Source organism: Bacillus sp. FSL K6-2869 (assembly GCF_040869405.1).
In the GTDB taxonomy this organism is placed as follows: Bacteria; Bacillota; Bacilli; order Bacillales; family Bacillaceae; genus Bacillus; species Bacillus altitudinis.
Map to the genome: position 1 here is coordinate 1,759,912 of NZ_CP152035.1, position 22,795 is coordinate 1,782,706.

The window sequence follows — 22,795 nt, forward strand, 5'->3', positions numbered from 1 at the left end:
AATTGTTTGAATTAACAATGAAAGCAGATTCTGATTCATTTAGAAATAATCTCTATGATTTGCTTCAGGAAGTTGCTGCTTCAATTATAGAAGACCATAAACAAGAAAATGAACTTCCTTACATGATCAGTAAAGCTCAGCTTGCTAAACATATATTTAATGTCAGTTCTCAAACGCTTGATGTTCACGTGATTAATAGACCAGACTTTCCAAAGTTTAAAGTTGGCGAAAGAATATTGTTTCCACGAGACATGGTGCTTGATTGGATTAAAAAGCATATTGAGGTCGTTGAAAAAATCCAACTAAACAATTAAAGGGAGAGAAGGAAATTGCAGATCAAAAGGAGGTGACGAAATGAGCGACAAACTAAATAAAACAACCCCTGCGGCAACAGAGGTTGAGTCTAAACTTTTTCGACGTATTGGTATTTCCAGTTATGGAATTAAACAGCAAAAAATCAGTGAAAATCCAACTGATAATCTAAAAAGCACACTGAGTGTTGAATTCTTATTTATCAGTCGGAATTCAGGTGTTGAAAAATTCGATAAGTTTTTGAAAGATTTGGCCCTATTTATTGAAGAACAGAACAAGCAAACCTAGAGTCCAATTCTAGACTTAATAAACGCAGCTGCGACTTGAGACACAGTAGGTAATGACACACTAGCAAGTTGGGAAATTTTCGCTTTAGTGTCTTTCCAAATACCATCGTCTCTTATATTGTCCAAAAATTCATGTCCGGAGAAGGAAATTGAAGAAACAACAATGTCCCATATCTCACCATCGCCTCTTTGGATAGAACCTATAAGATATTCATTTTCAATTAGTTTAGTGACACAGTAAATTGTTTCATCTTGACCAAACTTGTCTGCGATTTTAGAAGATTTAATATCTCTTAAACAGATATCATCATTGAGACCTAGGTTTTCTTCAAATTCAAGCATTAGCAATCTAACACAATCATGATTCAGTTTCATAGTTTCACCACCTATTTAAACAGATAATAACATTATACCAATGATTGGAAAGGAGAAGAAATATGGATCTAAATCAATTTTTAAAAGCTGACTGTGAAAAGTCAGTAAGGTTGATTAAATCAACACAATTTCTTGTTGATGAATTACTAAGCGATGCCATCAAGGATCAAGATTTTGACGGATGTGTTGAGATAGCTGGATCAGTTATTACGAATTGTAAGGAACTTAAACGGATTGAGCAGTCGGAACATATAGTCCAGCTACACAAAATCGCATCAAAATTTGAAGATAGAGGTTTAAAGATTTCAAATGTAACGAGACCGATGAAATAAATTTAAAGCACAAAAAGTATTGAATGATATAAATTTTGCTTAAAAATTTTTTGTTTTATGGTTGATTCACCATAAAAAACATAATTTTTACCCCAAAAATCACATAAGTTAGGAACTATTTTTATGCATTATTTAAAGAATAAAATATATATAGAACCAAAAAAGCCCACACTGCAATGTGGACTTTAAAAAAACAAAAGCAAGTTCCATTTTAAATGGAACCTTTAACAAAATCAATTAGAGGAAGGTGTCTCATTTGAATCCATTACAGGATTTTGAACTAAATGAAATTAATAACGGCGAACTGCCGAGAGACCGTCCACAGTTTGAAATTACTGATATGAACAGCCTTAATTGGGCTTTCCGGAAAATAGTTGCTCTCAAGTCGCAGGAAAAGGAAATCAAAGTGCTGGCAGCAACAGAAAAGCAACGTATTGAAGAATGGGAAAGGCAGGAGCTTAAGCCTTTAAGTGACAGTCTTTCTTTCTTTGAAAACCTAGTGAGTGTCTATCATACAAAGCAGTTGCAAGAAGACCCGAAGGCAAAAACACTTTCCACACCTTATGGGAAATCTAAAAGCCGGACAACCAAAGCATCGCCTAAAGAAGTGGACAAGGAAAAACTTCTGCATCATGTGAAAGATGCTGGCATGACTGAATTTATAAAAGAGTCTGTGGCATGGGGTGATCTCAAAAAGACACTGACTGTCACTGAGCTTGATGGGAAACCGATCGTAATTGATTTAAATGGACAAGCTGTCCCAGGCGTAGAAGTGCAGCCGGAAACAGTCAGCTTCAAAGTGGAGGTGTAAGGGATGTTTCAAGTAACAGACGCGCAGCGTCAAAAGGAAAAAGCAATTGTGGGTTTTATCGGTCCGAGTGGTTCCGGTAAGACGGCCGGCGCCCTTCTGGTAGCTTACGGAATGATGCGTGAGGCATATCCAGAAGCAAACGACGAGGAAATTTGGTCTAAGATCGGTGTCGTTGATACCGAGCACCGCCGAGCGAAACTATACGCTAATTTACAATTTGATGAAATCCGTATAGGCAGCTTTAAGCATATTGATTTTACACCGCCGTATACGACAGAACGATATCAAATGGCAGTCGAAGCAATTAAGAACGCCGGTGCCGAAGTTGTCGTAATTGATTCACTTTCCCACAATTGGCAGGGGGAAGGTGGAATTGTTGAAACACATGGCAGCATGTCGGGTAACTCTTTTCAAAACTGGGGTAAACTTGCGCCGGAAACAACCAAGCTAATCAAAACATTGACGCAAAATAATGTTCATATCCTAGCAACAATGAGAACAAAAACGGAGTATGTTGTCGAAGCCGATAACAATGGGAAAATGGCCCCTCGTAAGGTTGGGACCAAGCCAGTACAAAAAGAGGAAATGGAATATGAATTTATGCTTAATTTCACTATTAGCATTGATCATATGGCCGAAACGTCTAAGGATAATACACGCATGTTTGAGGGTTCTTCCTTAAAGTTAAATCCTGACGTTGGCCGTAAACTTTACAAATGGCTTGAGCTTGGAATTGATGTAAAAGCAGAGGAAGAAACCGAAAGGATCGGCTTAATTAGTCATATTAAAACTTTGATTGAAGGTAACGAGAAAGCAGCGCAAATGATTGAGGAATTTCAGATTAAAGCGAATCAGAAATTGGATCAATGGAATGTCAAACTTGCTAACGCTGCAATTGAAAGATTAAACGGCGTCTTGGGAGGTGATCAAAATGAGGCTTGAGGAAATCCGGCAACGTGCTGATGCGGCAACGGAAGGGCCTTGGGAAATCGGGAAGCAATCACCCAACGGATTAAATAATATCGGAACAATTGGCGGATTATTGACCGCACAAACAACGAATGAAGATAACGCAAAATATATCGCACATGCCCGTCAAGATATACCTTGGCTAATTTCAGAAATAGATAGATTAAACAGTGGCATAGACAGCGTGATTTATGATTTGCGAAATGAAGACACCAACGATCCGTATGTATTGGATCAAGTAATTCAAAATCTTGTAACTGTTCTGAACGGTAAATAAAAAATTTGGGGGAATTAAATATGTTTACAGTAGACCACAGCAAAGGCGATTCATTTGAACCAATTAAACCAGGAGAATATGAAGCAACAGTAATGCATTTTGAAGAAAAAACAGCAGCGTCAGGCAATAAGCGACTTGTCGTAGATTATGAAATTCGTTCGGATGTTGAACAGCCATGTCAGGGGCAAAAAATTCTATACGATAACTTCACGGTTACAGAGAACGCAATGTGGAGATTCCACCAGGCATCAAAAGCCGCAGGTTTTCCTAACGGAATGAAATTCAAAGATCATATCGAATGGGCGAATGCTTTCTTAAATAAACCAGTTCGTTTAGTTGTCGGAGAAAGAGAGCATAACGGCAAAAAATATCCCGAAGTCAAAGCGTTTAAGCCGTCCGAAGCATCGGCCCCGAATGATGACCCAATTAATATCAGTGACGACGATGTACCTTTTTGATCATAGAAAACACAATTGAGGGAGTGTATAGCTCCCTCTTCTTTAAAGGGGAGTTATTACATGTACGAATTTAAGAACATACCGCAAGAGCTCAAAAACGCCCCTCAATGGATATTATGGCGTTCAGAAGAACGTGACGGCAAGAAAACAAAAGTGCCATATCAAATTGACGGCAGCATGGCCCAATCCAGTAATAAAAGAACCTGGTCAACATTTCCGACCATTTTAAAATTTTATAATAACCGAGACTATGACGGGATCGGCTTCATGTTTTCAAAAGATGATCCGTTTATAGGCATAGATATTGATCATTGTGTCGAGGATGGGGTTTTGTCGCCATTCGCTCAAGAAATTATTGATAGTGTAGGCAGCTATACCGAATTTTCGCCAAGTGGAGAAGGTGTCCACATTATTGCCAAAGGTAAGATTCCGTTACGGGGACAGGGCACAGGTAGAAAGAATCCCGAACTAGGATTAGAAGTATATCGACACGGTCGCTATTTTACCTTTACAGGAAACAGTCTAGGGATTGGAGCCATTGAAGAACGATCAGACAAGCTCAAGGAGCTCTTTAATAAATATTTGAAGGACAAAAAAGAAGAAACAAAAGCATCTAGCCCGCCTGCTGCTTCATCCCGTGATATGAATAATCTTTCTAATAAAGAGATATGGGAAAGGATGTTTAACAGCAAGAACGGGAAGAGCATTCAAGATTTGTTTAATGGTCATTTGATAAACGAGGATCATTCTGCCACAGATATGGCCTTGTGTAACCACTTGGCATTTTGGACCGATAAAGACACTTCAAAAATGGATTCGATGTTTCGTGAAACGGGATTGTATCGGGAAAAGTGGGATAGGCAACATTCATCCGATGGTGCTACATATGGGGAAATGACCATTGCAGCTGCCGTTTATTCTACTCATAAAACAATATCCGATTTGATGGAAGAACAGCAGGATCAGCTGTACGAGGTATATATTTCTCATCCTGATAATTCTCAAGTTGAGGACACCGAAGAAATTATAGATACGCCGCCCGTGTTTCATTTGACCGAGTTGGGGAACGCTGAAAGGCTTGTCTATTATCACGGAAAAAATATCCGGTATTGCAATGAGCTTGAATGGTTAATTTGGAATGGAAAGATGTGGGGAGAAGACAGTAAACGAAAAATTGAGGCTTTAGCTGCTCAAACATTGCGTGCCATTTATGGTGAAGCAAAAGCAACGGAAGACGGGTACAAAAAAAAGCAGCTGAACGACTGGGCAAAAAAATGCGAGCGCCGCAATATTCGGATGAATACGATTTTAGATACACGGCCGATGGTTGCCGTTAAAAAAGAAGAGCTTGATTCTCATAAATATCTCTTTAATTGTGAAAATGGTGTGATTGATTTAAAAACAGGTGAAATATTGCCACATGATCGAGATTTACTCTTTACTAAAATTTCATCTGTGGCTTATAAAAAAGATGCTGATTGTCCAAACTGGAAAGCATTTTTAGAAAGTATTTTCATAGATGAAAACGGGCAGCCGAACTATGAAATTATTAATTTTATGCAAAAGGCCATTGGCTATGCATTAACGGGTGATACGTCTGAACAAGTTATGTTCTTCCTATTCGGAAATGGCCGTAATGGTAAATCTACATTTATCAATACTGTTCAACAACTACTTGGAGACTATGGGCGGCAAACGAACAGCGACACATTCATAAAAAAGAAAAATGATAGCAGCATCAACAATGACATAGCCCGCCTAGATGGTGCACGCTTTGTGTCGGCTGTAGAGAGTGAAGAAGGCCAGCAACTTTCTGAATCATTAGTGAAGCAGATCACCGGTGGCGAAAAGATGTCCGCCCGTTTCTTGCGCCAGGAGTATTTTGAGTTTACACCAGAATTTAAAGTGTTCTTTACGACAAACCATAAACCAATCGTAAAGGGAAGCGACGAGGGTATTTGGAGACGCATTCGATTAGTTCCTTTTACGGTTACGATTCCGAAAGAAAAAGTAGATAAGAAGCTGCCGCAGAAACTAGCTGCAGAAATGCCAGGTATTCTAAGATGGGCCGTTGAGGGTTGTTTGAAATGGCAAAAAGAAGGGCTCAAGGAGCCGGAGGTCATAAGGAAAGCAACCGAAGGATATCGAGAGGATATGGACATTCTAGGGCCGTTTCTTGCTGAAAGATGCGTAATCCATCCGGCCTCAAAAGTTGAGTCGAAAGAGATTTATAAGGAATACAAGAACTGGTGTTATGAAAATGACGATGTAGAGCTAAAAAACAGGGCCTTTTATCGTCAACTTGAGATTAGAGGTTTTAAAAAGGAAACAGGAGCAAAAAATAAATTGTTTTTCATTGGAATTGGCTTACAAAAATTACAAGGTCATCTTAATTTTGATGAAAGGGTTAGTAAAGGGGTTAGTGAACCGACAACAAAAAATAACGTAACGCCGATGACAAGAAAGAAGCTCTAAGCATTGGTATATAAGGGTTTTAGATGATATTTTTCATTGGAAAAACAATATAGGGTTAGTAAGGGTTAGTTTTTTTATATGTTCCTCTCACATGAAAATTAATTAATAAAAAATAAATATATATATATATAGGGCTTTAATACAAAAATATATAACCCTAACTAACTCACTAACCCAAAAACTAACCCTTCTTAAAAAGAGGTGGGAAAAATGCACCCAAAACAAATTTGTGCAGACATAGAAATGATGGGCGCTCGTTTGGTTCTCGATGGAAACGATCTTTATATTGAGAATCCCGAAAACGTCTATCAAGAACTTGTGGAATTTGTTCAGTCTTACAAAAGACGAATTATTCGATATTTGAAAGGCGAATACTCGGATCAAGAGCATAATGTGAAACAAACAATAGATAAAATCATCAATTATTTCATGGGCATAGATCAAGAAATGAATCCAAAAATAGACGACTGGTTCAATCATGAGTGGGATGCGGCAACTAAAGCCGCGAGATTGCTCGTTTTATTTTGGGAGAACGGATGGAGAGACCTTGACACTTCCGTTTCTAATTTTGAAAGTGAGGAAACAGACAAGCTATCTTTAGAAATTTACGAAAGGGCCATGTCTTATTTTAAGGGAGATAAATCATGACTATTATTCACTACAACTATTCAGATACAGAATTAAAAGAAATTTTAGGCAGCATGGTCATTGTTGTGGATACGAGAGAACAGAAGAATCAACATGTTCTTGATTATCTTCGCAAAAAGAACGTATCAATCAAATTCAAAGGGATGAAGACGGGTGACTATTCCGCAATGATTCCCAAAAATGAGGCATACGGGATCAATAGGGACATGTATTTGAACGCTGCTATCGAACGGAAAAACGGAGTTGATGAGCTTGTTCAATCCATTAAGGATCGTTCCAGGTTTGAAAATGAATTGATTCGTGCATCAAAAAATCCTTTCACTCTTCTTGTGGAAGACCTGGAAGGGTATCAAAAAATACTCAACGGAAAATATCGTTCCAAATATGAACCGAAATCGTTGTTAGGCAGTTTGAAAACATTTGAGGTTCGTTACAATTTCTCAACGGTTTTTATTAATCCAAGTGCGACCGGAAACTATATCTATCATCATTTTCATTATATGGCTCGGGAATTATTAAAAGGTGGATTAGTATAGCAAAGCCCAGACAGCAGAGAAGTTTATTATGTCCAAAATGAGTTTTGCTGTCTGGTTATATAATTACGTATTTTTATCAGCGTGAGCTATATCCTGTATTTTCTAGGGTGTAAATTGAGAACCATCTACTCTCTATAGCACATTCCCCAGTACCTCTTACTACTGGATATACGACATAGATGTATTCCATCCAGTCGCGTATTGTGTTGTCATATTCGAACCGTACATCATGAATAAATATTCTTGTACCTCTAGAAAAGTTAGGCGTATCGGCTGGGGCTGAAATCATCTTTCCGATACTTGGTTGATATTTTCTTAGTTCCGACCTTTGATTATTCGGTGCGTAATCATTGTGAATATAAGGTGACGGAACATGATAATACATTGGATACATTGAATACATTTTAAAACATCTCCTTGGAAAATCATTTACAGTTCATCGTATTTCTGATTTGTGTATAAGGTGATGGGTATAACTTATTGTCCTGTTTTTAGGACTTTAACCACAAAACGTAAAATGATTAGACGAAATATTCAAAAAACAATTGATTGAAAGGGGAAAATAAAAATGGCTTTTGTAGGTTTTGAAGAATCACATGAGGTGCGGCAGCTGGCTAAAAGTTTAATTGATGAACACCACCCACATTTAAAAGATGCGATAGGACACATTGGTTTTTATATTCGAGAAGGCAGTAGCAAATGGGCGGGGAAAGCGAAAAAATGCACGGCCTTTGAACGTCATATGACCGATTATATGCTTTTCGTATTTGTAAATAAGGAAGCCTGGAAGGCAATGAACAAGAAACAGCGTGCCGCCCTGGTCGATCATGAACTTTGTCATTTTACACGTACCAAAACGGAAGAACCTGACCCGAAAGATGCGAGGAATTGGATCACTGTGTACGGGCCCGCCGATGATCCTGATAGTTGGGGAATACGTGAGCATGATGTGGAGGAATTTTCCGAAATCATTGAACGTCATGGTCTTTGGGATACGGGTATTGAATCATTCGCCGCAGTTGTGCGGGAGGCTGATCACCAAATGAATATTGATGATGTGAACAGAGAACAACGAATTCAGAGGGTGAAATAGTGGAACATACCGAAATCAAAGAAGATAAGGAACTAATTCGATTAAAAAGAAAGATAGATCGGCTCATATCAAAATGTGACAGAAAAGGCTATGAATTTATTGATTTTGAAATTGGAACAATTAGAAGAATTGCTCATGCGAAAAGCATGAATGAACTCAATTACTTAGTATTAATGTCTATTCAAATGATATTTGATAATCACAAAATCAGATAATGTTAATAATATCAGGAAGGTGAAGAAATGAAGCTGTTGAGCATTGGAGACATTCTAGAAGATTTTCATGGCAATACAAGCATGGGCCTATACCTAGTTGCAAAGTTATATTTCGGGGAAATGTTCGGATATAAGTATGCTTTAGTCAGCCTAAATGGTGAAGGTGTCGCAAATGGATTTCATGATAGTTTACAGGAATTACAAGACCATCCGTACCTCAAATCAATGGTGCATGTAAAAGGATTGGAGGTCGCAGAATGAGAAATCGTCTACTTATCTTTTATATCATGTTTGGATCGGTTTCTGTTTTGGCTGTTTTGAATATGAATTAAGGAGGCAATGAAAGCCTTGAGATTACAAGACATTCCAAGTAATATTATAGATATTGAGAACATAGGAAAAGAGCCTATTGTCCTTGTTTTATCTGATGGTAAAGCGAGATTTGCACCGCTGCCGTCTCACGGAGAAACGAAAATCATCACACATGATAACAAAGTAACTCGTGTTAGCTTCAATGAAGGCGAGTTATTCAAGTAAATAAAACCGTTCTACCGGAAAGCCGGGGGACACTGATCATTACAGCATAAGCGCTGTTTGGTTGGTGTCCCTTTTTTATATTTCAGAAAAGAAGAAAACGAGGTGTAAATCTATGTCTAAAAAAAGAACTGATGTTCCTAAGAACAAATGTGCCCAAAATCGCACGCAGGAGCTTTCATATGAAGAGATAAAGGAACTCATGGGTGTTTACCGCCCAACATATAAAAGAAGCCGTGGCGGGGCATTAAAAAGCAAATAAAAGGGGGAAGTATTCTTATGTTGGGTGAACCGCCTGTAATTGATAAAAAGGAAACGAGAAAAAGAGTTGAAAGGATTCTCGACAACTACCGCTTATATCTTCTTCAAGTCCCGGACGATATGCTGCCTAAAATAACGGCCGGATTTAGCATCGTGCCGCCAGCTGCGACGAATGCTTTTCATTCTTCTACAGAGAGTACGGCCATTAAACGTATTGAGTGGGAGCAAAAACGAAATGCATTTCTTGAGAGAGTGCAAAAGGCTGTCAATCGTCTTCCATATAGCGAGAGACAGATCATTATAAAACGTTACATGCAGCAAGAACCTGTTTTCGATTATCAGGTATATAACGAGATCGGCATGAGTGAAAGATCATATACACGCTTGAAAGGGAAGACGTTCCTAGACCTGGCGTATGCGCTCAATGAAGTTGTATTTAAAGCACCCGTTTAGAGGTGTTTTTTCGTTCGACAAATTTTGCGAATGATGAAAAAAAACGTATACACTCCGAAATACAATATTATAGGAGGGATAGCACATGTTTTTCTTTGAGTTTAATTATTATTGTTTAATGATTTCAAAATTTTTAATAAATAACCGATCAATATTACAACCTTTAGCTACTATTTTGGCTTCAATAATAACTCCGAGTATTGCTTTATTAGGGGTGGTTTCTACTATTAAGAATTCTTCTGAGAATAATAGGAAAAGTATGATTACCAGTACAATAACTAAAGAAAGAGCAGCTTGGTTGAATAGATTGAGGGATTCGTTTGCTGAATTTAATGGTTACACTTATCAAGTAATGCGTTTGAGATATTATATCTCAGGAGAGGAATTACACAAAGCTAAAGAATTCAATGAGTTGTTTACTAATATGAGAAAAACTCAAAGCTATATTACATTATTACTAAACCCTCAAGAGCGCCCACCACAAACTTTAATTGAAAATATGGAAAACTGCATTAGTAATCTTACGATAATAACTATGAACGATGATTTCTTTAATGTGAAGAATAAATTAGAGTACATTCAACAAGTTATTTTAAAAGCAGAATGGTATAGAATAAATCAAGAGGCGGAAGGTGAAAAAGAAAATATGAAAATAGTCTATGAGCGGTTCTCTATAGAAATAGATCCAAAATTAGCAAAAGAAATACTAGGTTACACCCCAAAAGAATCCTGATGACATTTTGGCGTAAAACTGGCGTGTTTTTGGCGTAATGTTGGCGCAGCATGACAGAAAAAAGGTTGTAATATTGTATTATGCGATAAATTGATGGAGCATCTTACATGCAGAAACAACTTTCGTTCGACAAAATTTGCGAAGAATAAAATTATTCAAATGGCACGTCGATATATAATCTGGGGTGATTATATATGACTAGGAAACTTGGAGAAGCTAAATATGTTAAAAATTATTTAGAACACCGCTATGGTAAAATTTACAACACTACTTTCGACGACGATGTTGAGTTACAAAAAACAATTATCTTAGAGCATGATAAAGCTCAGTTAAACAGGTTGTTAAAAAGAATTGAAGCTTCAATAAGTATAGAGAAAGATACTCAAACATTATTCAGTCAACCTTTTTCAATAATACTTGTTATGATTACTGTTATGATGTCAGCAGGAATGGCAATGGTATCAAGCTTAATGTCATTTATGAGTAGTATCTTTGGTAAATATTTAGACAGTAAAGATGTTAAAGAGATTAATTTTGACGAGTTGTTCAATTCTCTAAGTGATTTTACTCCTGTAATTCGATATGCGTTGTCAATTTCTTTTGTGCCTTTTTTGTTTTTAATTATTTTTTGGTATTTTTCTTATAAAAGACATAAGAAATTTGTTAGCAAGTTATATGTGATCTTGGTTTTATTGAAGGAGAGTATAGAGAATTATGATCATGTGAAACAACAAATTAAACAAGAAGCTAATAAAGAAGATAGTAACCGAGACTAATTTTTGATAGCACAATTATTACATATTGCTTCAGGAGTAGATATGGTTAGTTGGTGAATAATGTGAGTAAGTATAGAGTGTATAATTTTTGAAAGGAGTGGATTAAATGAAGGAAGTTTTGAAAGACGAAAGTAACGCCTTAGAGAAAACTTTAGAGAAGATTAGTAATTTATTAGAAGTGAAGAATTCTATTTTGGATAATGATTATTTTCAATTAATAGGCGATACTTCAAAAATAATCGGTTTATTTCGCAGTGCATCTGAATTGATACTAAAAAAGAAATTCGAATCGTTTTTAAAAGGATTCAGTATTAATGAAAAACCAACTGAAATACAATTGGAAAAATTAAAAGAATATATTGATGATGAGACTAAAGCTGAATTTGTGGCAGATACCTTTTCTAAAATTTTGTTATCTAATTCCAGTAAAGCGTGTTTGATAATGGGAACAATATTAAAGGATATTGTAGAGATGCGGAATGATCTTAAACACGAAGAATTAATTGCTATCAATGCTCTAAAAGATTTTTATGATGTGGATATATTTAATTTTAATATTATACAATCTGTATTTGTTGAAAAATCAGAAGAGAAAATAGGTTTGACAGACATTCTTTTTAGGATAAAACATAATAACTTAGATGATATAAGTGTGCTAATGACTTTAGATAAAGCGGCAGCAACTCAATTATTATTTAAAACTTCATCCGTTGACATGTCTACTGAAGTAAATGATTTTGAGAATAGAAGAAAAGAAGCGGATGATTTTTATGTAATGACAACTGGAGGAAAATTACTAACGAAGTACATTAGTAGAATTTAAGAACTCTAGATTGGCACACTTTTGGCACGATCTTGGCAAAGCATTTTGTCTGAGAAAGGTTATGATGGTATTGGGTGAAAGTTTTATTTATTTCACTTTCTGCTGATATAAAGGCAAGGAGTTTTTCAAAATGAGAAACTGGAAAATGTATTCAAACATTATATTTTTTATTATCATTCTCTCTCTATTCTTAGGTGACCTTTTGATCTACACAGGGCTTCTAAATATGTTTTTTGAAGAGAAGGAAACAATATGGGCTGGAATAATAGGTTTCACTGGTGCGGTTTTAGGTGGAGGAATAACTTATTATGGTATTAGAATGCAATTAAACCATAGAGATAGGGAATTATTTTTGCAAACAGTTGCTACCAGAATGCATGCTTGTCAAGAATTTTTAATCAAGTATGATAGTTACTATACAGGTGCTAGGAGAGTTAGAACGCTAGCCGGAGATTTTGATGATCCTAACGTTTATTCAAGTCGACATAATTTAAGAATTATAGAATTTATAGATGTAATATTTGACGACAGAAATTCTTATATGAGTGTTCTTGATTATGAATTTGCTAAAAAAGCAAAAAATCTTAGAAACTCATTGTATAAGAAAGTGAATTATAATGATAATAGTGTTGATAGTCCTTATGAAGCGCTATTAGAAATTGAAGCGTTTTGCTTATTATTTTATGACACTATTCAACAACTTGAAGACAGGTTAATAGAGTTGAAAAAAATTAATTGAAGCATCCTTCGGGGTGCTTTTTAATTTGGGAAGGAATCAGATGAAATGAAGAAGTCATTAAAACCATTAAAACCATTAAAACCATGCAATGAACCTGGATGTCCTCAATTAACGCGCGAAAGATATTGCGAGCAGCATAAGATATCGAAGCTTTCATACGATCTACACCGTGAATCATCAGCACGTCGCGGATATAATAGCCAATGGCGTAAAGCCCGTGAAGGTTATTTAGCAAAGCATCCTTTGTGTCAGTCTTGCATGTTACAAGGCAAACGGATTGCTGCTACAGTAGTGGATCACATCAAACCGCATAAGGGAGATAAAAAACTATTTTGGGATTCTTCTAACTGGCAGCCGCTGTGCTCGTCCTGTCACAGTAGAAAGACAGCTAAAGAAGATGGAGGGTTTGGAAATGGATTATAAAAAATGCACATGTGATCACTGCGGAACAATCTTCATAGTTAAATACTGTTCCAGGATTATGAAGGTCGGTCGTGAAATCAAACGACACTTTTTTGTATGTCCGAGGTGCAATACTGAATACACTTCCTATTATACGAATGCGTATATCAGACAACAGCAAAGCGAAATTAGAAAGCTATTCGCTGTACTTCGGAGTGCGAGATCAGAAAAGTTACTCGAAATGTATAAAAAGAAAATCAAAGAAGCGCAAATGGATTGTCAAAAAGACATGGATCAACTAAGGCAGGAGATGGAGGCCCCCCTAGCTTAAATCCCTAGAAACGATTTGCCGTAGACCGCGTCTCCCCCAACGTTTTGAAAAATTCCCTAAATGAAAATTCGGAAGGAGGTGAGGGGATGGCAAGGCCGAGACAACCGGTTGACTTGTTGCTAGTGAAAGGAAAGAAAAACCTTACCAAGAAAGAGATTGAAGAAAGAAGAGAGCAAGAAATAAAGGCACCGGATGACAAAGTGAAAGCTCCTTCTTACTTACCAAAAGACTTAAAAAGAGAATTCAAAAAGATAGCGGACGAGCTAAAAAACATCGGAATTATGACAAATTTAGATGTTGATGCGCTTGCCCGTTTTTTGTTTGCTCGAAAACAATATTTACAAATAACAGAAATCATATTAAATACGCCAATTACAGCACTCACCGAAAATTCAGATGGTGAAAAGTTTGAAATTGCGAATCCTGCTTATAGTGATCTTCTTATAAATCAAGACAAGCTGTTTAAACAATGCAGACAAGCATCAAGTGATTTAGGATTAACCATTTCCTCTCGCTGCAAACTTGTCATTCTGAAAAAAGATGATGGGAAACCGAAGTCAAAAGAAGAAGAACGCTTTGGAGGTCGCATGTAATGCTAACGCAGGAAATGACCGCAGAGCTTTTAATTGAGCGTGTATGGTCATATTGCGAAAAGATCCAAACGGGGGAAATAAAAGCCGGAAAGAAGCACAAGTGGGCTGTTCAGAGGTTCATTAAAGACGTAGAGCGGTTAGCAGAAGAAGACTGCCCGTATTATTTTGATGCGGAATCAGTTTTAGACTTCTATGAATGGGCCAAGCAGTTCAACCATGTGGAAGGCATATTGGCTGGTAAACCTATTGAGCTTACAGACTTTCAGCTATTCATTTCTGCTAATATCTACGGTTTTTACAAAAAAGAGAATGACGCTAGGCGTTTTAGAAATGCTTACATTCAGCTTGCGAGAAAAAACGCAAAATCACAATTGCTTGCTCTCATGGCTTCATATGAAATTTTCCCTACTAAAGAAAAACACCGTGTGTTTATTGCTGGTTGGTCAAGGGAGCAATCAGACGAAGTATATCAAGCGATACTTGAACAACTGCAGCACGCACCAATTTTAGAAGGTAAATATACGGATGCTAACGGGCAGGTGACAAAACGCGCAACAAATTCCATCATCAAACCTTTATCCCGTGAAGCCCGCAAGGTAGGAGACGGTAAAAACCCTTCTCTTGGAATAGTCGACGAATACCACGCACATGAAACAAGCGAGATTTATGACGTTATCTACGGCGGGATGGTTGCGAGACGTAGCCCTTTGATGATCATCATTACTACTGCGGGATTTAACTTAAACGGGCCGTGTTTTAAAGAATATCAATATGTTTCCAAGATTCTTAATCCCGACATTGAAATTGAAAACGATGATTATTTTGTTATGATCTGTGAGCTTGATCCCGAAGACGACGTAAAATATGAGTCGAACTGGATCAAGGCAAATCCGATTGTCGCAACTTATCCAGAGGGAATGGAATCACTTAGGGCAGCCCTAAAAGTTGCATTAGAAGTGCCCGAAAAAATGAGAAGTTTCCTTACAAAAAACATGGATATATGGGTCGATCAAAAGGACAACGGCTACATGAAAATGTCTAAATGGCGTGCTTGTTTTGGAGAAATGCCCGATCTTAAAGAAATGGCGATCTATCTTGGCTTAGATTTATCTATGACAACGGACTTGACTTCTGTCGGGTGGGTTGGCGTGCTTGATGGTTTTTATTATGTCGGCCAGCATTCCTTCATTCCAGAGGAAAAGGCAAAAGAGAAAATGGCTACTGATAAAGTGCCTTATGATTTATGGCGTGATCAAGGTTGGATGACATTCACACCAGGGGAAGCGGTTGATTATCAATTTGTCGAAAGGTGGATCATTGAATTTGCACACGTCAACAAATTAAGGGTCATTGAAGCTACTTACGACAAATGGAATGCGCTGCACCTTGCACAACGGCTTGAGAGTAAGGGATTTAATATGGTTGAGCTGCCGCAAAGGATTCAGCATCTTTCTTTACCCACAAAGGATTACAGACAAAAGGTATACGAGGGCAAGGTCATTCATGGGAACGATCCTCTTCTAACTTTTGCGTATAATAACGCCATTATCAAACAAGATGCCCAAGAGAATATAATGCTAGATAAAGCGAAATCACCGCAAAGAATAGATCCAGCTGCAGCGATAATGAACGCTTTTGCTAGGGCCATGTATCACGATATGGGGGCAAATGTTGACTTAAACAAACATTTTTCAGGAAATTTCAGTTTTTAGGATGTGAGAGAGTGAAAAAATTTATTGTTCTTTTGAAATTAATATTAAACGACTTGTTGTTTATCGGAGGGTGCATCTTTATTCTGCTGGCAGCGTATCGGGTAAATACAAACATCGGTCTATTTCTGACGGGTGTATTTTTTATGTTTTATGCCTATTTGCTGTCGAGTCACGCACGGCAGAAAGAGAGGTGAAAATAAATGTTTATAGACAAGTTTTTTGAAAAACGATCCAGCTCAAAAACGTTAGACGGATTCAGCCAGTTGATCAATCTGTTTGGAGGTAGAGAAACGGCCAGTGGTGAAAGAGTCAGTGAAAGTAATTCATTTGAGCAGCCTGACATTTTCGCATGTGTCAACGTATTGTCTGATGACATTGCAAAGCTACCGATACACACTTTTAAAAAAGAGAGTCAAGGAGTCAACAGAAACCCTAATCACCCATCAGCCTATATGATCTACGCAAGGCCAAACCCGTACATGACAGCTTATGTATGGAAAAAGCTGATGATGACGCATGTCCTCACATGGGGAAATGCCTATTCGATGATTGAGTTTGGGGCTCACGGTTTCCCTGAAAATCTTTACCCGTTGCGGCCGGATGCAACAAAAGCATACATCCATCCCGACTCAGGGAGGCTATGGTACCAAACCACCGTTAACGGAAGGACGATGGAACTTAATGATTACCAAGTGCTGCACTTTAAAGGTCTATCAACGGATGGTATACACGGCAAATCGCCTATTGGTGTAATACGAGAGCACATAGGCGCTCAAGCAGCTGCGACAAAATATAACGCAAAATTATATAAAAACGAAGCCACGCCGCGAGGCATTCTAAAAGTACCTTCTTTCTTGGATGAAAAACCAAAAGAGAACGTCCGTAAAGAATGGCTGCGGGTCAACCAGGGTGAAAACATAGCGATTATTGATAATGGACTAGAATATCAATCTATTGCCATGCCGTTGCAAGAAGCGCAGTTTGTAGAATCTATGAAATTCAATAAAGCACAAATTGCAATGATTTATAAAGTTCCGTTGCATAAACTCAATGAGCTTGATAAAGCCACATTTTCAAACATTGAGCATCAATCCTTGGAATATGTAAAAAACACATTGCAACCGTGGATCGTGAGTTTTGAACAGGAGTTAAATATCAAACTGTTTACCGACAATGATCAAAAAGCGGGCCATTATGTGAAATTCAATGTTGATAGTGAGTTGCGCGGAGATAGTAAGACTCAAGCAGAGTATTTCAAATTAATGATCGAATCAGGAATATTAAATAAAAATGAGGTTCGCGACTTACTCGAAAGAAATCCTATCGAACATGGCGAAAAATATCTATCTAGCTTGAACTATGTGTTCCTTGACTTTATGGAAGAATACCAGCGGCTTAAAGCTAGTTCAGCCATGAAGGGAGGTGACAGCAAGAATGAGTAAAGAAAAAGAAGTGCGGCTGCTCACGTCGCCAATTGAGATCCGTTCCGACGGTGAAGGACAAGCCGCCGAATATGTGGAAGGCTATGCTTTGAAGTTTGAAAAATGGTCCGAGCGTTTGGGGTGGTTCAAAGAAATTATCAGCAGGAACGCTTTAGAATCTACCGATCTATCAAACGTCATTGCACTTTTTAACCATCGAGAGGATTTTCCACTAGCGCGAAATACCGTTTCAGGGGAGTCAGGGAAGCTTGAACTCGAAATAGATGGCATAGGTCTTAAATTCAGATTTAAACCGTCAGACACGTCATATGCGCGCGATCTCATGGAGAATATACGCAGCGGAGTTATTAATCAATGTTCTTTTGCCTTTTCTTTGGATTACAACGACCAAGAACCTGACGAGTGGCGCATAAATGAAGATGAAGACATATACGAACGAAGAATAAACAACATTCACCGCATTTATGACATATCTCTTGTAACGACACCAGCGTATAGCGATACCGAAGCTGTGGTAGGTGCTCGAAGCATGGAGAAAGTAGAAGAAATGAAAGATCAACGAAGCGCACCAACAGATGAAATTTTAAAAATTGAATTGGAACTTTTAAGCCTTGATCTTCCCGAATAAGGCTTTTTTGCGTTCCGTTCTATGAGGAGGAAAAATAAAAATGACAAAAAAAGAAATTGAACTGCGTCAGCGGTTTACGCAAAAGAAAGAAGATGCTGATAAAGCACTAGCAGAGGGAAAAACAGAGGAAGCGCGCAAGCTTCTCGATGAAGTGAAAGAGCTTAAGAATCAAATAGAATTGATGGTAGAAGGACGATCACTGAACGTTCCTGATTTACCTGGCGGTGAAAATTTTGTGCCGGAGCTAGAACGTAACCCGGAGGGACGAAAAGGAGCCGAAGGGGATAAAGAAGAAAGGCAGCAGCAATACCGCAAGACTTTTCTAAAGAAATTAAGAGGAAAAAGACTTACCGATGAAGAGCGTGACCTTTTGGATAGTGAGGAATTCAGAGCAATGTCAGGCAAAAATGATGAAGATGGCGGGATTTTGATTCCTGAAGACATTGGAAGGCTAATCCATGAACTTAAACGAACTTATGAACCACTAGAGCAATATGTAACGGTTGAACCAGTTACGGGCCGTTCAGGATCACGTTTGTTAGAAAAGAATTCTGATATGGTACCGTTTGCCCGTCTTGAAGAATTAGAAGAATTACCTGAGTCCGATCAGCCAAAATTCACAAAAATGAATTATGCTATTGAAGATTTTGGAGGCATCATGACCTTATCAAATTCAATGTTAAGCGATTCTGATCAAGCGATTATGAGATATGTCGCTAACTGGTTTGCAAAAAAATCAGTTGTTACCCGTAATAGCCTGATTTTGAATGTAATTGAATCTTTGAAAAAGGTAGAGATTGAGGGATTGGATGGAATTAAAAAAGCTTTAAATGTCACACTTGATCCTCTTGTATCCCCAGGATCTATCGTGATGACTAACCAAGACGGATACAACTGGTTAGATACACTTAAAGACGGAGATGGTAAATATTTAATGCAGCCGGATCCTACAAATCCAACAAAAAAACTTTTTGACGGCCGACCTGTTGTAAATATTTCTAACAAAGTCTTGAAAACACAAAAGGGTAAAGCGCCAATCATCATCGGTAATTTAAAAGAAGCGATTGTTCTATTTGATCGTCAGCAACAATCAATCGCTTCTACAGACGTAGGGGCGGGAGCCTTCGAAACGAATACTACGAAAGTCAGAGCGATTGAACGAGAAGACGTCCGAAAATGGGATGACGAAGCGGTAGTATTTGGACAAATTACGATCCAATAAGGAGGACACGATGGGATATACAACAAAAAATTACACCACTGATGGCGGGGATCGAACTGTCATTGGTGGTGTATTAGAGTTTGCAGGAGGAAAGATCGTCAAAGACGGCGAGGAAGTGAGTGTAGGAGGCGGCGGATCATCTGCACCAGGAAGCGTGACACATGAAATGCTGGCCGAAAAAGCGGTTCGTTCGGTAAACATCGGGACGGGAAGCGTCATGCCGGAGCATCTTAATTCGTCTATTGAAACTAGACTCAAGGGAATGGAAGACGAAATAAAAGAGCTGAAAAGCAAACTGAACAAAGAATAAACATTGGAAAGGAATTGATCTAACATGGCAAAAGATTATCTAAACGAAAGTAATGGAGTCTTCACGTCCGCGGAGGCGGGCCATGATGGTAAACCTATCACTGCAGTTACGGTGAAAGACAATAGCGAAGAAAATCCTCTTTATGTGAAGGGGTTAAAGGGTGATCCTGGTGAACAAGGCCCTCAAGGACCGAAAGGAGAAAAAGGCGATCCAGGAGAGCAAGGCCCAAAAGGTGACAAAGGAGATCCCGCAGTAATTGAAACGGGGTCTATTAAAAACGACCATTTAGGCGATGGGTCTGTCAACTCCCGAACAATCGGTAAAGGTAGCGTTAAATGGGACAACATCAATTCAGAGGTACAAAAAAGGATCACTGATTTAGAGTCTCGATTAGACCAAATTGGTAAAGAAAATACTGAATAAGTAGGCGGTCTTCTATGGATTTAAAAATGCTGAAAGATGAATATTTAAAAATTGATACCGATCAAGATGACGCCTTGCTTAAATCCTTAATTACTGCAGCAAAGGGATATATCAAAAATGGTATAGGACGTTATGTGGAAGGAAATGCACAGTATGCGCTTGTAACAGGCATGCTTGTTGCTCATTGGTACGAAAATCGAGGGGTGTATGAGTCAGGCGTTTCCGGCTCATCCATCCCTTTTACTATTCGGGACCAACTAACTCAACTTCGCTATGTGGAGGTAAAAGAGGATGAAGAAGATAAGCGAGTTGAATCGTCGATTAACTTTTCAAGTAAAGAAAAGGGTACAGGATGATGAATTGAATTGGAATGAATCCTATGAAAATGTCTTTGAGACATGGGGTTCAATTGAAGGATTTTCCGGCACAAAATCAGATACGCTTGTTGCCGGTGCGTTAGGCGTTAAGTCACCAAAGAAAATAACAATAAGATACCGGGAAGACGTTACGCAAGATATGCGTATTCGTCATCGAAAGGGGACCGATGACGCAGGAGAGCCAATATATCGCACTTTCGATGTAATGGATTTCAACAACATCGAAAATAAAAAGAAGCAACTTGAAGTCACATGCAATGAGGTCGACGTAAATGGCTGATATGGATATTGATGGATTTGATGATCTAACGAGATTTTTCAACAAGATAGGTGACGATATCGAAAAAGCTGAAAAGATTGCTCTTAAAGCTGGCGGCGAGGTGATAGCAGAGCATCAAAAACGGAACGTGAATAAAAGTTCAAAAAATCAACCTCACATGGTCGATAACATCACGGTTTCAGCTGCAAGAGAATCCAAAGACGGTGAGCTGTTTGTATCGGTTGGACCAAATAGAAAAGTCGCATACAGAGGACGGTTTTTAGAATGGGGCACGTCTAAAATGCCGCCGCATCCATTCATTGAAAAAAGTGCAATCGAAGGGGAGGGACAAGCTGTGAAGATCATGGAAAGAATTATCACGGCGCCTATTAAATGAGCTTTGATGCAAAGAAAGAATTGAGTGCAGCGTTAATAAAAAACGATGAATTAAAGCAGCTTGTTACGGGTGGTTTTCATAACCTTGTGGCCGATGATGTGGCCGCATTCCCCAGGGTTGTATTTTCAGAGATTACAAATAGGGACCAGGAATACAGAGACAACCATTCCGCAGCAAGTGAGGTTCGATTCCAGTTAAGCATATTTTCAAAAGCAGACACGCGGACGCATGAAACAGAAATAGCAAAACTGATAGACAAATTGATGAAAGATTTAGGTTACGGAAGGTACGATTCAGTCGATCTTTACGAAACCGATACAAAAATCTTTCACAAGGGCATGAGGTACGTTAAAACATTTTTCTAGGAGGAAAACAGATGGGGAAAACAATCTACGGATTAGACATGTTCCATTATGCTGAACTTATTCAAGACGACGACAAGGGACTTGAATATGCAAAGCCTGAAAGACTGCCAGGAGCTGTAAACGTCAAAGTCGATCCTAAATCAGAGCAATCTAAATTTTGGGCTGATAATGGCGTCTATGATTCATTTAACAACATGGGTGACATTGACCTTGAGGCTGAACTAGCAGATTTACCTATTGAGGTGCAAAACAAGATTTTCGGTCACAAGGTCGAAAATGGGATTTCTTTTGCCAGTTCTGATGACAAGGCTATTTTCTTGGCTTTTGGCTTTAGGGCGAAAACGTCCACAGGCGGCCATAGATTTTACTGGTTCTTAAAGGGACTTCCTGAATTGATGGCTAACGAAAATAAAACGACAGAGGGTAAAGCAGATCCTGAAACAGCAAAATTCAAGGCGGGCTTTATGACTTTACAAAATAAGAAGGGGAAAAACCGTTGGAAGGCTCAAGCTGAGTTCGACGAAGGCTTTGACCCGGATGAATGGTTTAAACAAGTTGTATACGACGGTGCGTCGTTTTCAACGGGAAAAGATACAGAGGATTCCACAAGTTCAGTAGACATTGGAAAGGGCGTTTAATAACTCTCTTTTTTATTTTGTAATCGGGAGGTAATAACATGGAAGCATTGACAATAGATCTACATTTAAATGGCAGGAAAAAGAAGTTCTCGACACCTAACTTTATCACAGGTGCCTTGTTTAGAACGGCTGTAGAAATCGTGGAAGACTTTGAATCGAACGATCCTGAAAGATTTCATACGAGTGCTCAAACCGAGTTCATTTGTAACGTGTTCGGAAACAAGTTTACTGCAGAGGAATTCGATACAGGTATTGACGCACGTCTTTTGACCAAAACCATCTTTGCGACCGCACAGTATGTCATCGGGAATATCGCTGAGGCAAGCAATATATTGAATCCTGAAACCGCAGAGGAAGCAGAGCCGGGGGAGTAAGTTTGTCCGATGCTGTCCTTGATATGTATAACGCATTAGAGGACATTGGCTTTACTCAAAATCAGATAGACGAAATGGACATTGTTTATCATCTAAAACGCCTTGCACGCAGGAAAGAAGCAAGCAAGGAAAAGCCAAGTAAGAACGCTGCAGCATCGGATAAGCCTTTATACATTGATCAGATACCTGGACTGTAAAAAGGTGGTGAGGGATTG

Annotated in this window: 37 protein-coding genes; 36 read left to right on the top strand and 1 reads right to left on the bottom strand. The window is 38.4% G+C overall.

All coding sequences use genetic code 11. From position 1 onward, the window contains the following. Positions 1-2 precede the first annotated feature (2 nt). Both MHI58_RS08935 and MHI58_RS08940 read left to right on the top strand, forming a co-directional pair. Positions 3-314, top strand: coding sequence for a DNA-binding protein (locus MHI58_RS08935; RefSeq protein ID WP_368004411.1), 312 nt, complete (start codon positions 3-5; stop codon positions 312-314). 40 nt (positions 315-354) lie between these two features. Beyond that, a complete protein-coding gene (locus MHI58_RS08940) occupies positions 355-600 on the top strand; it encodes a hypothetical protein (RefSeq protein WP_217967175.1) in 246 nt (81 codons plus the stop codon). Here the strand turns inward: MHI58_RS08940 and MHI58_RS08945 are convergent. Continuing rightward, positions 597-974 (bottom strand): DUF2513 domain-containing protein, encoded by a 378-nt coding sequence (locus MHI58_RS08945; RefSeq protein ID WP_202734474.1) that lies wholly within the window; start codon positions 972-974, stop codon positions 597-599. The two genes, MHI58_RS08940 and MHI58_RS08945, sit on opposite strands and share 4 nt — an antisense overlap. Positions 975-1,036: 62 nt before the next feature. On the opposite strand from MHI58_RS08945, the gene MHI58_RS08950 reads away from it, so the two are divergent. The 34 genes from MHI58_RS08950 to MHI58_RS09115 all read left to right on the top strand — a co-directional run bounded on the left by MHI58_RS08950 (position 1,037) and on the right by MHI58_RS09115 (position 22,777). After that, the gene (locus tag MHI58_RS08950) at positions 1,037-1,306 is read left to right on the top strand and encodes a YqaH family protein (RefSeq protein WP_217967174.1); all 270 of its coding nucleotides are present in this window, start codon (positions 1,037-1,039) and stop codon (positions 1,304-1,306) included. 256 nt (positions 1,307-1,562) lie between these two features. Continuing rightward, positions 1,563-2,117, top strand: coding sequence for a host-nuclease inhibitor Gam family protein (locus MHI58_RS08955; RefSeq protein ID WP_368004412.1), 555 nt, complete (start codon positions 1,563-1,565; stop codon positions 2,115-2,117). 3 nt (positions 2,118-2,120) lie between these two features. Further along, on the top strand, positions 2,121-3,059 hold the full coding sequence (locus MHI58_RS08960) for an AAA family ATPase (RefSeq protein ID WP_368004413.1): 939 nt from the start codon (positions 2,121-2,123) through the stop codon (positions 3,057-3,059). Next, positions 3,049-3,363 (top strand): hypothetical protein, encoded by a 315-nt coding sequence (locus MHI58_RS08965; protein WP_113387296.1) that lies wholly within the window; start codon positions 3,049-3,051, stop codon positions 3,361-3,363. Before MHI58_RS08960 ends, MHI58_RS08965 begins: the two co-directional genes overlap by 11 nt. A 20-nt stretch (positions 3,364-3,383) precedes the next feature. After that, positions 3,384-3,821 carry a DUF669 domain-containing protein gene (locus tag MHI58_RS08970; RefSeq protein ID WP_368004414.1) on the top strand — a complete coding sequence of 146 codons (438 nt, stop codon included), beginning with the start codon at positions 3,384-3,386 and terminating at the stop codon, positions 3,819-3,821. 60 nt (positions 3,822-3,881) lie between these two features. Beyond that, entirely contained in the window at positions 3,882-6,296 is a 2,415-nt protein-coding gene (locus tag MHI58_RS08975; RefSeq protein WP_368004415.1) for a phage/plasmid primase, P4 family, read from the top strand. A gap of 210 nt (positions 6,297-6,506) precedes the next feature. After that, complete coding sequence (locus MHI58_RS08980) at positions 6,507-6,944, top strand: hypothetical protein (RefSeq protein ID WP_368004416.1); 438 nt, start codon at positions 6,507-6,509, stop codon at positions 6,942-6,944. Then, the gene (locus tag MHI58_RS08985) at positions 6,941-7,480 is read left to right on the top strand and encodes an ERCC4 domain-containing protein (protein WP_368004417.1); all 540 of its coding nucleotides are present in this window, start codon (positions 6,941-6,943) and stop codon (positions 7,478-7,480) included. Before MHI58_RS08980 ends, MHI58_RS08985 begins: the two co-directional genes overlap by 4 nt. Positions 7,481-8,048: 568 nt before the next feature. Beyond that, positions 8,049-8,573, top strand: coding sequence for a putative metallopeptidase (locus tag MHI58_RS08990; protein WP_202734465.1), 525 nt, complete (start codon positions 8,049-8,051; stop codon positions 8,571-8,573). Further along, positions 8,573-8,788 carry a hypothetical protein gene (locus MHI58_RS08995; protein ID WP_368004418.1) on the top strand — a complete coding sequence of 72 codons (216 nt, stop codon included), beginning with the start codon at positions 8,573-8,575 and terminating at the stop codon, positions 8,786-8,788. The genes MHI58_RS08990 and MHI58_RS08995 overlap by 1 nt, the downstream gene beginning before the upstream one ends. Positions 8,789-8,815: 27 nt before the next feature. Next, positions 8,816-9,049, top strand: coding sequence for a hypothetical protein (locus MHI58_RS09000; protein ID WP_144468312.1), 234 nt, complete (start codon positions 8,816-8,818; stop codon positions 9,047-9,049). Between the two features lie 102 nt (positions 9,050-9,151). Next, entirely contained in the window at positions 9,152-9,325 is a 174-nt protein-coding gene (locus MHI58_RS09005; protein ID WP_368004441.1) for an XtrA/YqaO family protein, read from the top strand. Positions 9,326-9,437: 112 nt separating this feature from the next. Beyond that, a complete protein-coding gene (locus tag MHI58_RS09010) occupies positions 9,438-9,584 on the top strand; it encodes a hypothetical protein (RefSeq protein ID WP_368004419.1) in 147 nt (48 codons plus the stop codon). A 17-nt stretch (positions 9,585-9,601) separates the two neighbouring features. Continuing rightward, positions 9,602-10,036, top strand: a complete 435-nt coding sequence (locus MHI58_RS09015; RefSeq protein ID WP_368004420.1) for an ArpU family phage packaging/lysis transcriptional regulator — start codon at positions 9,602-9,604, stop codon at positions 10,034-10,036. 85 nt (positions 10,037-10,121) lie between these two features. Further along, a complete protein-coding gene (locus MHI58_RS09020) occupies positions 10,122-10,769 on the top strand; it encodes a hypothetical protein (protein ID WP_368004421.1) in 648 nt (215 codons plus the stop codon). Positions 10,770-10,963: 194 nt separating this feature from the next. Then, the gene (locus MHI58_RS09025) at positions 10,964-11,545 is read left to right on the top strand and encodes a hypothetical protein (protein WP_286067369.1); all 582 of its coding nucleotides are present in this window, start codon (positions 10,964-10,966) and stop codon (positions 11,543-11,545) included. Between the two features lie 106 nt (positions 11,546-11,651). Continuing rightward, a complete protein-coding gene (locus MHI58_RS09030; protein WP_368004422.1) occupies positions 11,652-12,368 on the top strand; it encodes a hypothetical protein in 717 nt (238 codons plus the stop codon). A 130-nt stretch (positions 12,369-12,498) separates the two neighbouring features. Further along, positions 12,499-13,107, top strand: coding sequence for a hypothetical protein (locus tag MHI58_RS09035; protein WP_368004423.1), 609 nt, complete (start codon positions 12,499-12,501; stop codon positions 13,105-13,107). Between the two features lie 45 nt (positions 13,108-13,152). Continuing rightward, entirely contained in the window at positions 13,153-13,530 is a 378-nt protein-coding gene (locus MHI58_RS09040; protein WP_368004424.1) for an HNH endonuclease, read from the top strand. A gap of 396 nt (positions 13,531-13,926) precedes the next feature. Next, the gene (locus MHI58_RS09045; RefSeq protein ID WP_368004425.1) at positions 13,927-14,433 is read left to right on the top strand and encodes a phage terminase small subunit P27 family; all 507 of its coding nucleotides are present in this window, start codon (positions 13,927-13,929) and stop codon (positions 14,431-14,433) included. A gap of 14 nt (positions 14,434-14,447) precedes the next feature. Beyond that, positions 14,448-16,145, top strand: coding sequence for a terminase large subunit (locus MHI58_RS09050; protein ID WP_368004426.1), 1,698 nt, complete (start codon positions 14,448-14,450; stop codon positions 16,143-16,145). A gap of 11 nt (positions 16,146-16,156) precedes the next feature. Next, positions 16,157-16,339: a hypothetical protein gene (locus MHI58_RS09055; RefSeq protein WP_066030385.1), complete on the top strand. Its 183-nt coding sequence runs from the start codon at positions 16,157-16,159 to the stop codon at positions 16,337-16,339. A gap of 6 nt (positions 16,340-16,345) precedes the next feature. Beyond that, positions 16,346-17,587, top strand: a complete 1,242-nt coding sequence (locus MHI58_RS09060; protein WP_368004427.1) for a phage portal protein — start codon at positions 16,346-16,348, stop codon at positions 17,585-17,587. Next, positions 17,580-18,215 (top strand): HK97 family phage prohead protease, encoded by a 636-nt coding sequence (locus MHI58_RS09065; protein WP_368004428.1) that lies wholly within the window; start codon positions 17,580-17,582, stop codon positions 18,213-18,215. Before MHI58_RS09060 ends, MHI58_RS09065 begins: the two co-directional genes overlap by 8 nt. Positions 18,216-18,255: 40 nt before the next feature. After that, the gene (locus MHI58_RS09070; RefSeq protein WP_368004429.1) at positions 18,256-19,437 is read left to right on the top strand and encodes a phage major capsid protein; all 1,182 of its coding nucleotides are present in this window, start codon (positions 18,256-18,258) and stop codon (positions 19,435-19,437) included. Between the two features lie 10 nt (positions 19,438-19,447). Further along, complete coding sequence (locus MHI58_RS09075) at positions 19,448-19,747, top strand: hypothetical protein (RefSeq protein ID WP_368004430.1); 300 nt, start codon at positions 19,448-19,450, stop codon at positions 19,745-19,747. A 24-nt stretch (positions 19,748-19,771) separates the two neighbouring features. Continuing rightward, a complete protein-coding gene (locus tag MHI58_RS09080) occupies positions 19,772-20,170 on the top strand; it encodes a collagen-like protein (protein WP_108611788.1) in 399 nt (132 codons plus the stop codon). A 14-nt stretch (positions 20,171-20,184) separates the two neighbouring features. Further along, positions 20,185-20,526, top strand: a complete 342-nt coding sequence (locus MHI58_RS09085; protein ID WP_368004431.1) for a head-tail connector protein — start codon at positions 20,185-20,187, stop codon at positions 20,524-20,526. After that, positions 20,462-20,827 carry a phage head closure protein gene (locus tag MHI58_RS09090; protein ID WP_368004432.1) on the top strand — a complete coding sequence of 122 codons (366 nt, stop codon included), beginning with the start codon at positions 20,462-20,464 and terminating at the stop codon, positions 20,825-20,827. Before MHI58_RS09085 ends, MHI58_RS09090 begins: the two co-directional genes overlap by 65 nt. Further along, positions 20,820-21,203 carry an HK97-gp10 family putative phage morphogenesis protein gene (locus MHI58_RS09095; RefSeq protein ID WP_322535922.1) on the top strand — a complete coding sequence of 128 codons (384 nt, stop codon included), beginning with the start codon at positions 20,820-20,822 and terminating at the stop codon, positions 21,201-21,203. The genes MHI58_RS09090 and MHI58_RS09095 overlap by 8 nt, the downstream gene beginning before the upstream one ends. Beyond that, on the top strand, positions 21,200-21,568 hold the full coding sequence (locus MHI58_RS09100) for a DUF3168 domain-containing protein (RefSeq protein ID WP_368004433.1): 369 nt from the start codon (positions 21,200-21,202) through the stop codon (positions 21,566-21,568). Before MHI58_RS09095 ends, MHI58_RS09100 begins: the two co-directional genes overlap by 4 nt. Positions 21,569-21,579: 11 nt before the next feature. Then, entirely contained in the window at positions 21,580-22,206 is a 627-nt protein-coding gene (locus MHI58_RS09105; RefSeq protein WP_017367768.1) for a major tail protein, read from the top strand. 38 nt (positions 22,207-22,244) lie between these two features. Next, entirely contained in the window at positions 22,245-22,580 is a 336-nt protein-coding gene (locus MHI58_RS09110) for a hypothetical protein (RefSeq protein WP_368004434.1), read from the top strand. A gap of 2 nt (positions 22,581-22,582) precedes the next feature. Further along, entirely contained in the window at positions 22,583-22,777 is a 195-nt protein-coding gene (locus MHI58_RS09115) for a hypothetical protein (protein WP_017367766.1), read from the top strand. The last annotated feature ends 18 nt before the right edge of the window (positions 22,778-22,795 follow it).